The organism is Streptococcus constellatus, from assembly GCF_902167705.1.
Taxonomy (GTDB): domain Bacteria; phylum Bacillota; class Bacilli; order Lactobacillales; family Streptococcaceae; genus Streptococcus; species Streptococcus constellatus_A.
On sequence record NZ_CABHMZ010000017.1, the window covers coordinates 59,866 to 71,654 of the forward strand.

12 protein-coding genes are annotated in these 11,789 nt (G+C 37.9%); 3 read left to right on the top strand and 9 right to left on the bottom strand.

Annotated features, from left to right (window positions below):
- Positions 1–46: 46 nt before the first annotated feature.
- Positions 47–748, bottom strand: coding sequence for a hypothetical protein (locus FQ204_RS10490; protein WP_186286744.1), 702 nt, complete (start codon positions 746–748; stop codon positions 47–49).
- A gap of 416 nt (positions 749–1,164) precedes the next feature.
- Entirely contained in the window at positions 1,165–2,028 is an 864-nt protein-coding gene (locus FQ204_RS05015) for a cation diffusion facilitator family transporter (RefSeq protein ID WP_144209378.1), read from the bottom strand.
- 170 nt (positions 2,029–2,198) lie between these two features.
- Here FQ204_RS05015 and FQ204_RS05020 point away from each other — a divergent pair, with 170 nt between their 5' ends.
- Complete coding sequence (locus FQ204_RS05020) at positions 2,199–2,720, top strand: TetR/AcrR family transcriptional regulator (protein WP_003027840.1); 522 nt, start codon at positions 2,199–2,201, stop codon at positions 2,718–2,720.
- A gap of 63 nt (positions 2,721–2,783) precedes the next feature.
- Positions 2,784–3,953, top strand: a complete 1,170-nt coding sequence (locus tag FQ204_RS05025; protein ID WP_144209380.1) for a CynX/NimT family MFS transporter — start codon at positions 2,784–2,786, stop codon at positions 3,951–3,953.
- A gap of 69 nt (positions 3,954–4,022) precedes the next feature.
- Here FQ204_RS05025 and FQ204_RS05030 read toward each other — a convergent pair whose 3' ends face one another.
- Together FQ204_RS05030 and FQ204_RS05035 are read right to left on the bottom strand one after the other, a co-directional pair.
- A complete protein-coding gene (locus FQ204_RS05030) occupies positions 4,023–5,267 on the bottom strand; it encodes a S41 family peptidase (protein ID WP_144209383.1) in 1,245 nt (414 codons plus the stop codon).
- Entirely contained in the window at positions 5,254–5,853 is a 600-nt protein-coding gene (locus FQ204_RS05035; RefSeq protein ID WP_144209386.1) for a DNA-3-methyladenine glycosylase, read from the bottom strand. Before FQ204_RS05035 ends, FQ204_RS05030 begins: the two co-directional genes overlap by 14 nt.
- 417 nt (positions 5,854–6,270) lie before the next feature.
- Between FQ204_RS05035 and FQ204_RS05040 the strand changes: the two genes are divergently transcribed.
- Complete coding sequence (locus tag FQ204_RS05040; protein ID WP_144209389.1) at positions 6,271–7,095, top strand: Cof-type HAD-IIB family hydrolase; 825 nt, start codon at positions 6,271–6,273, stop codon at positions 7,093–7,095.
- A gap of 121 nt (positions 7,096–7,216) precedes the next feature.
- On the opposite strand, the gene dltD is transcribed toward FQ204_RS05040, so the two are convergent.
- Genes dltD through FQ204_RS05065 form a run of 5 tightly spaced genes read right to left on the bottom strand, consistent with a single transcriptional unit; the run spans position 7,217 to position 11,663 of the window.
- Entirely contained in the window at positions 7,217–8,485 is a 1,269-nt protein-coding gene (dltD, locus tag FQ204_RS05045) for a D-alanyl-lipoteichoic acid biosynthesis protein DltD (protein WP_144209392.1), read from the bottom strand.
- Complete coding sequence (dltC, locus tag FQ204_RS05050) at positions 8,478–8,717, bottom strand: D-alanine--poly(phosphoribitol) ligase subunit DltC (protein WP_144209395.1); 240 nt, start codon at positions 8,715–8,717, stop codon at positions 8,478–8,480. The genes dltD and dltC overlap by 8 nt, the downstream gene beginning before the upstream one ends.
- Before the next feature lie 13 nt (positions 8,718–8,730).
- Positions 8,731–9,975, bottom strand: coding sequence for a D-alanyl-lipoteichoic acid biosynthesis protein DltB (gene dltB, locus FQ204_RS05055; protein WP_144209398.1), 1,245 nt, complete (start codon positions 9,973–9,975; stop codon positions 8,731–8,733).
- Positions 9,972–11,498 carry a D-alanine--poly(phosphoribitol) ligase subunit DltA gene (gene dltA, locus FQ204_RS05060; protein ID WP_411572730.1) on the bottom strand — a complete coding sequence of 509 codons (1,527 nt, stop codon included), beginning with the start codon at positions 11,496–11,498 and terminating at the stop codon, positions 9,972–9,974. The genes dltB and dltA overlap by 4 nt, the downstream gene beginning before the upstream one ends.
- A 33-nt stretch (positions 11,499–11,531) precedes the next feature.
- Positions 11,532–11,663: a teichoic acid D-Ala incorporation-associated protein DltX gene (locus FQ204_RS05065; RefSeq protein ID WP_144209519.1), complete on the bottom strand. Its 132-nt coding sequence runs from the start codon at positions 11,661–11,663 to the stop codon at positions 11,532–11,534.
- Positions 11,664–11,789 lie beyond the last annotated feature (126 nt).

Sequence of the window (11,789 nt, forward strand, 5' to 3'; positions counted from 1 at the left end):
ATTAAATGTAATGATAGTCTTCTTGTAAACTATTATAGGTAACTCTCTAAACGAAAAAGAAAATCCCTATTTCAACAAGTAATCTTTTTATGAAAACCAACTTTTTAGGATGTTGAAAAAATGCTAAAGCAAAGAATGGTAAGTAAATCAGCACTAATAATACGGAAGATAGCATATGTGTCTGAACCATCAAAGCTGTATAAATGCCTAAGGTATATTTTGGTACCTGTTTAGTATCCTTTAGTTCAAATAAGATACTCAAAGCTAAGGGCATTAAAGCTGCACCCCAACTGGTAAATCCTTGTCGAATTGTCCAATATTGAATAGAGTAGCTAGAGATATAGAGCAAAGCGCCAAGGACAGCGTACTTCTGCTCCATTTTACTTTTAATAAGAAACACATACATAGACAAGCCAGCTAGATTGAATAATACAATATTGGATAAGACCTGATAGATAAACCAATTCTTACTGATTAGAACCAAGAAGCCATGAAAATAAGCTATAAAAGGACCATAAAGGGCATTAACTATCCGTCCAGACTGCTGAAAACCATATAGAGAGATATGATAGTTAAAATTGACATTCTTAATTTGTTCAGCTGTATCATAAAATCGGTTAAAGTGAAAGATAGAATCCGAACCTAAAATTAAGTTACCTGAAAAAAATTGAGGTAATAAGATAAGGATAGAACACAGAAATATCAGAAGCAGACCCGTCAGGTGATTTGTTTTGTTCCTATCAAACACTATAATTTACCTCCAAATTATCATATAAAAACGAAAAGTTGATATAAATCGACTTTTAAGTACACCACAATATAATTCATTACTCAATAAACTAAGTATGTCTATATTCTTTGCTTGTATTACAAGTGCTATAGTATGCATACAAAGGACTTACAAAAGTATTTTCTGCTCATCTACTATAATAGCCATGCTTTTGTTCCCATGCTATTCTCCAATAACTTCTTTGTTTTGTTTAATTGATTTTTTCATGAACAGATACCTCCTGTTTTTAAAATGAAGTGTACTATATCTAATTGAATAATACAATGATTACTTAAAATAATCAACCATTTTATGAAAGTAGAATTTTCAACAATCATAAAAAAGAAAACATAGAAATAAAGAGTTTAAAACATCTGTCTTAAACTCTTTGCCCCTCACTGTTGCTCACCAATACAGCACTCTTCGTGCTCATCTAAACTTTCATCTGCTTGAATGGTGACTTTTGTAATTCCATACATTTTGAGATGTTGGCGAATGAGCTGCTGAGTTTCTGCTTGTTGTTCGGGATGTTTCATGCAAATATGAATCATCGCAAATTTTTCTAGTCCGTCGGTTGTCCAAACATTTAACTGAGTGATTGTTTGGATATTCTCGATTGTTTGAATCTCTGCATAAAGATCATTCAAGTTCACATCACTCGGTACGTGATCAAGAAAGATTTGAACATTTTCCCAAAACTTTGGCAATGCTTTACTCAAGATAAAGGTCGAAATGATGAGCGAAAGCAATGGGTCAAGGAAATACCAATTTGTAAAGCGAAGAATAAAGGATACGAAGATTACAGCCAACCAGCCTAAAATATCTTCTAGGAAATGCAAACTCAGAATGGATTCGTTGTGCGTATGTCCATGACTAACCACCCTGCTGGCTGCAAAGTTGATTACAATTGCAAAAATTCCCAGAACAAGCATACCGTCGTAATTTACCCGTTCAGGCGCAAACAATTTGGGTACATTTTCAACCAGAATGAGAATAGAACCCACTATTAAAATGGTAGAAGTCAACATAGCTCCCAGCAAACTATACCGTTTATAGCCTAATGTATAGTTTCTATCACCTCGTCTATTGGAAATTTTTTCAAAAAATGCTGATAAACCAATCGCTAGGGCATCACCCGTATCATGCACCGCATCTGCTAGCACAGCACTAGAATTAAAAAGAACTCCAAAGATAAATTCAATAACTGCAAAAGAAAAGTTTAATAGAAATGCAATCCAGACATTTTTGCTTGATTTCATTATAATCTCCTCCTAATCGCACATTGAGATTTAGTTTTATTTATTGTATAATGTATTCAAAACAAAACACTTTGTTCAATTATATTATCTACTATTTTAACGGAGGAAACAAGAAACAAATCTAATGCTTCGTTCAATAGCGTACATTTAGGGAGTTTTGTTCGGAAACGATGGATAGACGAGTTAAAAAATCACGCGCAGCCATTTATCAGGCTTTTCTCACTCTTTTGAATCAAAAAAGCTATGAGTCCCTCACAGTTCAGGAAATCATTGACCTCGCAGATGTCGGTCGGTCGACTTTCTATGCTCATTTTGAGACAAAAGAAGCACTACTTGAAGAAATGTGCCAAGATTTGTTCCAACATACATTTGTTGAACGCTACCAAGCAAGCGAACTTTTTGACGCAACAGCTCACATTTTTTACCATTTCAGGAAAAATCAAGATAAAATAGCCACTTTATTATTATCGAAAAATATCTATTTTATCAATCGTCTAAAATTAGAGCTAGAGCACTATCTTTTTCCTCTCATTCGTGAAAAACTATTGATACAAAAGTCTGATTTACCAGAACCATTTTTAAAAAACTATGTTACAACGACCTTTATCGAAACGGTAACTTGGTGGCTAGGACAACGAAATAAAATCGACGAAGCTACTATTACAGCCTATTATCTAGAGCTAATGCACTAATATAGGGCTATAATTTCGGCTATTTCTATGATATAATTTTCTAAGAAACTCTTAGGAGCATTTATGAAAAAACAACATTCTATCTTTTTATTACCAGGAATTATCATGGTGGGTGTCGCTTTGCGGACGCCTTTTACAACGCTTCCAACTGTCTTGACGGACATTGCTAGTGGGCTTCATGTTTCAGTGAGCTCACTTGGGCTTTTGACCAGTTTGCCCTTGATTATGTTTGCTCTCTGCTCTTCATTTTCGGCGCGTTTAGCGAGCAAAATCGGGCTAGAAAGACTGTTCGCTCTCGTCCTCGCCCTTCTTACCATTGGCTCTCTGATTCGGATTTTTAATCTACCATTTCTTTATATAGGAACCATTCTCATTGGAGCTTCCATTGCGGTGCTTAATGTATTACTGCCAAGCGTCATTCAAGCCAACCAACCGCATCGGATTGGGCTTTTAACAACAATGTATATTACCTCCATGGGACTGTCAACGGCTGTTGCTTCTTCTATTGCTGTGCCCATAACAGAAGCTAGCTCGTGGAAAGGGTTGATCCTTTGGCTGACAGTCATCTGTCTTCTAGCATTTTTAATTTGGCTGCCAAATACTTCCTACAACCACTACTTGGTCAACAAAGATAAATCAAGCCAGGGCAGCGCCATTTGGAAAAATAAAAAAGTCTGGGCTATTATCATTTTCGGTGGTCTGCAATCATTATTATTTTATACCAGCCTAACCTGGCTGCCAACAATGGCCATACAAACTGGTATTTCAAATGCTTCTGCTGGATTTTTAGCTTCTATTTTTAATCTGATTAGTCTGCCGTTTTCAATGACCATTCCTAGCTTGACAACTCGGCTCTCTCCTCGTCATCGCCTCATCATGCTTGGTCTAATATCTGCGTCAGGGCTTATCGGTATTAGCATGTTGCTGATACAGACAAATAATTTTATGTACTGGCTCATTATCAACATTTTAATTGGTACAGCCGTAAGTGCGCTCTTCCCTTACCTAATGGTTACTTTTTCAATGAAAACCAGTAGCCCTGAGCAAACTGCCCAGCTATCTGGTTTGGCACAAACAGGTGGGTATCTACTGGCTGCTTTTGGTCCAGCTCTCTTTGGTTACAGTGCTGATTTTTTCTGCTCTTGGATACCAGCTATTGTCATTTTGCTCGTTCTTACAGTCATCATGATTATTGCACTCTTTTATGTAGAAAAATCTGATAAAATTTTATAAAAAAATGAGAATGAAATTCGAAACAAGATTTCCATGAAATCATGCGTTCGTTTTCACTCTCTTTTTTCTTTAACAAAGCTTGAGACATTCTTCCAAATCAATATCCCGCTCTAACTGCTCCGGTGTCCAAGGGATGAAAACATCTGGTATCACTCCTTTGTCCTTCATTCCTTGTCCTTTATCAATGGCAAGACTCCGTGAAGTCGGAAATACAAATTCATAATCGCCAAAGTCCACTGTGCAGCAATTAGAATAATCTAAAATCCCCAGAGTTGGTCTACCTATCACGGTAACTTTGTCAAATGCTTTCATCATTAAAACGAAATTATCCCCTGATGAACCACAATAAACATCCGACAAAATAAATAACTTTTCTGGTTTTGCTTGTCCCATCACATCTGGTAAAATCGCTTCATCTGATTCATCATAAAGTAAATAGCCCTTGTCTTTATTGACAGTTAATTCAGTCATAAACTGCTCCAGCATCTTTCGAGTTTCAGGCGAAATATCCTTTTGCTTTAGCATTGCTCGAAAATCGTGTAAACGCAGTTCTACATTACGCTTGGTATATAGAAATTCCATACCATCATCAGAAAAAATCACATCCTTAAAACCTTTACCATCAGAAAGCGCATATCGCAATAAAGGAAAATACAGCGAATCCGAACCACCATGATTAACACGCACATCAACAATAACATTCTTTGTTGTACTAATAGCCGAGCTGATATCTTGGTATAAGTTTGCAATGGTGGTTTCATCAAAGAAATTTTCCATTTTCAAATACAAAGTTTCTTCTGATAATTGCTTATATTCAAAAGCAGGAGTGTGTGTAGTCAATTTTGTTTCATGTACTGAAATTGTCTGCTCCTGCCCATTTCTCAGCAAGGTCACCGTATCAGATTTAGCCACAAAGTAGGCCCACTCCATGTATTGGCGCTCTTCTGTTTCACTGACAAAATAATCACGATGCACTTGATAAAATTCTGGAATTGTTTGATTGTTTATCAAAAATATCTGGTCTGCAACACGTAAGTCCGTATCAGGATTTGCATTCAGCACGTATAGTCGATCCTCAAATTTTCTCAGCCGAACCCCAACTTCCTGCCGATGTTTGGGACGAAAACTAACATGGCTAATGATCCCAAAGCTTGCCAGATAACACCGCATTTGATAAAGAAAATCCTCATCCATCATCTCGTTTGTGATTTGTCTGCGATAAATATCTGGGTCTGCTCCTTTTAAATCCTTTTTTGTTGACGAATCTTCCCTCATCATCGCCACAACCTGCTCAAAAATTTCAATTTTCGTCATCAAATGTTTTCCTCCTCCATGTTTCTTCATCTTTTAGCAGCCCTGTTTTTGCAATTTTAGACACATGACGATTACCAGCCACATAAAAACAAAGGGCTTCTGTCCGCCAATGATCTGTACAGGTGACACCAATTCGCGGACGCGAGTTGATTTGCAAAGGAAGCACATCGTCTGCCAACTGCAAGCGTGATTCTTGTAAATTCTGTCCATCAAAGGCTTTACTAATCCCTGCAAATTTGGTTAATTTGCCTGGACCATTAGCCAGTAACGTTCCGTCTGGTAATTCCAAAGCCCGAATCAAAACAGCTTCCGCTACATTTTCAGTCCTCGTCACTAGATTCAGCATCTGATGTCCGTAAATCTGATAGACATACCAATGCCCCGCGGATAAGTACATAGATTCGTTTTTAGGCGAACGTCTCCCACGCGCACTATGGCAAGCACTATCTTTAGCTCCCAGATAAGCTTCCGTTTCAACAATTCTTCCTATGGGCTGCCCATCCAAACAAAGCTGCATTCCAAGCAAGGCTTTTGCTGTTGCAATAGTATCTACCTGCATTAATTTTTGAAATTCTTTTGATAACATAATCTTATTATAACATGAATTTCACACAAAAAGAGGCTGGAAAAAAGTGTCCCAGCTTCTATCAGAGTTCGTAATAAACGAATAACGCAGCTTCAATAATCTAGTGAATTGTTAAAACTTGGAAATCAGACTTGCGAAGCAAGCCACCGTTATTGGGCTCTTCATTCGCTTTTCAAGCTCGGAAGAGCACCTTTGACGAAAACTGCGTTTTCTTCATCTGCAACCTTAAACAGCTTGATAGCTGTCTCACTCTCTTTTCTTTAGGAGATATTATGAAAAAAGTTTTTTAGGATTGTTTATAATATACCTAGCTTCACTTAAACTGAGCTTAAGAAGAACACTAAAACGCTTTAAAAAATTATTTTTATGGTAAAATAAAATCAACGAAGAAATATATGTTTATCGTGGAGAAAGGTCATGGGCAAACACTCTATTCGTCTTATCATAAGCGACATTGACGGAACTATTTTAAACGACCAACATCAAGTTGATCAAGAATTACAAGCACAAATCCCTCATTTACATGAAAAGGGGATTCCTCTTGTTCTAGCTTCTGCTCGCTCACCACTTGGCATGGAACCAATCATGCAAGAGTTCGGGCTTCTCAACACTCCTTTAGCTTGCTACAATGGCGCTCTTGTAATTAAAGGAAGTTCCCCAAACTACGATATTTTGATTGAGCATTCTCTGGACAAAAAAGAAATTCAGCAACTACTAGAGCTGGTCTCACAGCACTTCCCAACAATATCTATTAACCTTTATTCTGGAAAGGATTGGTTTACTGAGCATTTTGACAAATGGGTTCAGAAGGAAGCAGCTATTACAGGTGAAATACCGACCATTCAAGATCTGGCATTTGTCCTACAAAAGCAGGTTTCTGTTCACAAGCTTCTTTTGATTGGTGAACCCGCTGACATTCAGAAACTTCAAGACTATCTGCAAAACATAGCCTTCCCTCAAACAGCCTTTTACCTTTCAAAAGAGAATTACTTGGAAGTTACAGCTAAGAACGTTTCTAAGGAAAATGCACTCCTTGAAATCGCTCATTTTTATCACGTTCCGCTCCAGCAAATCATGGCAATTGGTGATAACTTCAATGATCTTCCCATGCTAAAATTAGCCGGCTTGGGAGTAGCTATGGGAAACGCACCTAAAGCAGTCAAAGAGCAGGCTGCCGTAGTCACTCAGACAAACAACGAGGGAGGTGTCGCTCAAGCAATAAGGCAGTATATTCTTGACTAGCAACCTCTGAATCACAACATATCAGAGAGCCACATGACTCTATAGAAAAAACACGGACAATCAAGCTAGTTATCAACTAGTTTATCTTTGTTCGTGTTTTGTTATTCATATCTAAATTTTATTATTTAAAATCTTCCACATTACCATCATAATTCGCCCATTCTTTACTGAAGAATCGGTCGTTTATCTGATAAGCAGGAGCCGGTTTTGGATTTGAAATAAAAGGATTCACAACCTTATCAAATGCCAGCCAACCAAGCCATCCCATGTGAATTGTATCCTGCATAAAGTACGGCTTCCCACCATCATTTGAAAAATCCGCGATATTGGTAAAACCTTGACTTTCCAATTGATAACGAATTTTTTTAACAGCTTGTTGGTATTTTTCTTGGCTCAAGCCTGTATAAGCCATCCACTTCGCATTTACAGGAGGGATAACAAAAATTGGATTGGTTTTGGATCTTGCAAACTGGTTCAAAACCAGTTGTAAGTCATTATACTCAGGAGATTTCGTATAGGAAAACTTTGCCTGCTTTCCTTTAAGTTTTTTTATACGCTTCCGCAAGCGCTGTTTATAAAACTTATTGTCAATTCCTAAGTTATTGTTAGTGGTATTTCTCTGAGCATCTTTTGTCGCAAATTCTTCCAAATCTTGATAAGAAAATTTATCTGGCAGTCGTTTGACCTGAGGCTGTACCAATTTTTCATAATTCTCATTGCGTTCAGCAAAAAGAGAGCTGAAAAGGGCGTCCTCACGTTTATTTAAACGGCTGATAAGACGAATGTACTGTTTGTCGAAATTTGAGAGTTTCTGATTAGCTGCGACTTTTTTTACATTGTCTTTCATAGCCACTGTCGGATACAGTTGCAAGAGGCGCTTCGCCGCATACTGAGCGGCAATATCTCCCTCTTGCTGACGCAAGAAACTAGTTAATTGATCGCTATTGAAATATTGCTGAAAAGCGGCAGGACTATAGCCTTTTTTAGTAAACCATTGAGGAGATACCACATAGACAGCTGGTTTGTTTTTTAACTGCGGAAGCATTTGTTGCATGCCAAAATATTGTGTGAGAGATGCTGCGGCACGTTGTCCTAAAAAATATGGGCGGTAATTTCGCTTGTATTTTTCAGACAAAACCGCAGGGTGCATACTATCAAAACGCAACCATTCACTAGAACCAAAATAAGGTACAAAACGGTGCTTTTTATCTGTTAAAGCACGTACTTTTTGTGTTCTTCCTTTGAAACTTCCTGCTGTCAGTGTAACGGCTGAACGTTTTTCTGACTTATAATCATGCTGTTGCTTCGTTGGATAGAAAAATAGTAAGGCTACGACCATCAAAAAGGCGCAGATAACTGGGCCTAAAATGAGCCACAAACGTTTAAGCATTGCGAAGCTCCGTTACACCTTCAATAATTTTATTAGCCGTATTCCAATCGTCACGGCCAAATTCTGATACTGGAACATGAATGTCAAAGTGGTTTTCCAACTCAACAATCAATTCAACCGTTCCCATACTGTCCAGAACACCTGCATCAAACAAATCTTCATCCATCATGTCTGATACATCTTCCATAAACAAATCATCGATAATTTCCAATACTTCTGCTTTTATATCCATTAGAGAACTCCTTTTATTTTTTAAACCATAAATCATTCAAAAATCCTGAAAAGATTAAGAATGAAAACATTACAACATTAAAGGTGACAAATATTCCCACCGCTTGCGTCCATTTGTTGTCTGGCAAGGGAGGTAGATTCTTCTTTTTCCGCTCTTTATTGACAGTCTTCTTCTTTCGCACCCAAGCATCATTGATAACAAGCCCTAAACCATGAAAAAGTCCATAAGCAATATAATACCAAGTCACACCGTGCCAAAAGCCCATTACCAACATGTTGATGATGTAAGCTACGCTTGAAGTAGTATTCCGATTTTTAAAAACTTTATTTCGGATAAGTACTGTGACCAGCCGCATAAATACAAAGTCACGGAACCAGAATGACAGACTCATGTGCCAACGATTCCAAAACTCTTTCAAATCGTGCGAAACAAAAGGTTTATTAAAGTTAATCGGACTTTTAATTCCCATTAGATTGGAAATGGCGAGGGCAAACATTGAATAGCCCGCGAAGTCAAAAAACAAATCCAATCCAAAGAGATACATCACTCCTAAAGTTGGCAGATTGAAGACACCGCCTACTTGCAAGGCATAATGCTTGAGTGGCGGCAACAGCATAGAGCCAAAAATATGCGCCAAAATAAACTTATATAGGAAGCCTAGCATAATATAATGCACTGATTTCTCAAGCATATCCATCAATTCATCACGCTCAGGGATGTTTTCATAGTCTTGATTGAAACGCTTAAAACGATCAATCGGCCCACTTGAAAAAGTTGGCATAAAGAGCATGAAACGTAGAAATTCCCATAAACTAAAGTCTTTTAGCACGCCATCCCTCAGCTCAATAATCATTCCTACTGAACGAAAAGTCAGATAAGAAATTCCCAAAAAGCCTAAGAGTGATTGATGTCCATAAATCGCTGGTGTTACTTTTACAAGGAAAAGTGGCAAGATAGAGAGAGCAATGTGCAAGTAGAATATCCACTTGCTGTCTCTTGCTTTTCGATAAATTTTGTAAGACCAAACCCAAATCATCTGCCAAACAACATAAAACAGTAGCGCATAAATTTGCGTTAACTTCGGTCCAGTCAGCATAAAAATGATAAAAGCAAAGCTGACCAAAGCTTCATAAATGGGAAATCTTTTTTTGAAAAACAAGCCAACAAAGATAGGCAAAACGGCTAAAATGATATAAACAAAATATTGCGGATCCCCGTACGGTTCCAAGTGAGGAAGCTGTCTTATGAAATCCATCATCGGTTGTTGACCTCACTAATCAAGCCTTTAATATCAATTTTACCATTTGGTGTCAATGGCAGGGAATCTCGATAAAGGAATTTTGAAGGCATCATATAAGACATCATAATATCTTGCAAATCTTCTTTGATAGCTTTGGTAATGTCAATCTCACGTTCAAATTGTTCCTTAACTCCGTCCTTCAAGATAACATAGGCTAACAGATTCTGAACCTTATGATCTTTATTGTAACGCGGCACAGCCACAGCTGAGTCCACATATTGAGACTTGTTCAAGTTTTGGGAAACATCTTCTAATTCAATCCGAAAACCGTTGAACTTGATTTGGAAGTCCATGCGACCGCCATAAAGCAGCAAACCTTCATCCGTCATAGTACCAACATCGCCTGTATGATAGGCTGGTAACCCTTCAAACTCAAAAAATGCTTCAGCTGTTTTCTCTGGATTGTTCATATAACCTTTTGATACAGCTGGTCCAGAGATAATGATTTCTCCTTGCTCACCGTTTGGCAATTTGTTTCCATCTTCATCAATAACAAAAGTCGGAGAATCCGCTTTGGTATAGCCAATCGGCAAACGTTTCATATTTGCCAACATGTCATCCGTTATAGCAACGGCAGATAGAGCCACCGTTGCTTCTGTCGGACCGTAAGCATTGATAATACGTGCATTTGGAAAACGGTCACACAATTTTTGAGCTGTTTTAACCGTCAATTCTTCTCCGTCAAAGTAGAAATGTGTAATGCCTGGCATTTTTTCAGCATTAAAATCCTCAGACAGCATCGCCATATCTGCAAAAGACGGTGTGGATGTCCAAATGGCAATCGGCAAATTCAAAATTGTCTCAAACAGCTGCTTGAAATCTTGCGTAATGGCAGACGGAACCGCAAAAAGTGTTCCTCCAAGCGCCAAAGTTGGCGCCCAATACATAACCGATAAATCAAAAGAATACGGTGGTTGCGCCAGCATTTGCGGAAGAGCTGGAGTCGCAAATTCCTTATCTGTAATCATCCAGTTAGTAAAGCTAAGCAAATTATCGTGCGAGATTTGCACACCCTTTGGCTTTCCAGTCGTTCCTGAAGTGAAAATGATATAGTAATTATCATCGCCTTTAACAGAGTGTGTAATTTCATAAGGATGTTTGGCTGCAAAAGCTGCTTGAACTGTTGCTAAATCAAGGACTGGAGTTGCCACATCTTTCAGCGGAAACTCATTGATTGCAATGATGAGACTAGGCTGTGCCACTTCCACAATCGCTGTCACGCGCTCCAGAGCTGAATGACTATCAATCGGAATATAAGCATGTCCTGACTTCGTCAAAGCTACAAAGGTTGCCAGCATGTCATATTCTTGCCCACCAAACACCACCACTGGTGACTTTTCAGGAAGCGCAAGGCTATCAATCTTTGCAGCAAGTGAATCCGAGTCCACTTTCAAATCATGATAAGTATGAACTTCTCCGAGAACATTGTAAACTGGAAAATCTGGTTGAGACTGAGCAAAGCGCTCAATCGTTTCAATCATGTCGTTAATTACTGAATTGATCACAATCTGCTCCTAAAATTCATTATAGATAAAACCACCTTGACCTTGGCCAAGATAATTAAAGAAATAAAGTAACGCTAAAAATATAACAAAATAAAGTAGCGTTTGTCCAAGAAATTTAAAAATTGTTTTATGTTTTTTCATCATATTCATCACTTTTGTCTTACTTCCAGATAAGACTTAGTATATTTTACCATTTTCTAGCGCAATTTTTCAATACAAAACATTCTTTAATTGAGGAATTAAGGTTTATTTACAACAAACCTAGAC

What these genes read in the sequence shown, in the direction of transcription:
- FQ204_RS05015 (WP_144209378.1), bottom strand. Translation starts at nt 2,028, where the DNA reads ATGAAATCAAGCAAAAATGTCTGGATTGCATTTCTATTAAACTTTTCT.
- FQ204_RS05020 (WP_003027840.1), top strand. Translation starts at nt 2,199, where the DNA reads ATGGATAGACGAGTTAAAAAATCACGCGCAGCCATTTATCAGGCTTTT.
- FQ204_RS05025 (WP_144209380.1), top strand. Translation starts at nt 2,784, where the DNA reads ATGAAAAAACAACATTCTATCTTTTTATTACCAGGAATTATCATGGTG.
- FQ204_RS05030 (WP_144209383.1), bottom strand. Translation starts at nt 5,267, where the DNA reads ATGACGAAAATTGAAATTTTTGAGCAGGTTGTGGCGATGATGAGGGAA.
- FQ204_RS05035 (WP_144209386.1), bottom strand. Translation starts at nt 5,853, where the DNA reads ATGTTATCAAAAGAATTTCAAAAATTAATGCAGGTAGATACTATTGCA.
- FQ204_RS05040 (WP_144209389.1), top strand. Translation starts at nt 6,271, where the DNA reads ATGGGCAAACACTCTATTCGTCTTATCATAAGCGACATTGACGGAACT.
- dltD (WP_144209392.1), bottom strand. Translation starts at nt 8,485, where the DNA reads ATGCTTAAACGTTTGTGGCTCATTTTAGGCCCAGTTATCTGCGCCTTT.
- dltC (WP_144209395.1), bottom strand. Translation starts at nt 8,717, where the DNA reads ATGGATATAAAAGCAGAAGTATTGGAAATTATCGATGATTTGTTTATG.
- dltB (WP_144209398.1), bottom strand. Translation starts at nt 9,975, where the DNA reads ATGATGGATTTCATAAGACAGCTTCCTCACTTGGAACCGTACGGGGAT.
- dltA (WP_411572730.1), bottom strand. Translation starts at nt 11,498, where the DNA reads ATGATTGAAACGATTGAGCGCTTTGCTCAGTCTCAACCAGATTTTCCA.
- FQ204_RS05065 (WP_144209519.1), bottom strand. Translation starts at nt 11,663, where the DNA reads ATGAAAAAACATAAAACAATTTTTAAATTTCTTGGACAAACGCTACTT.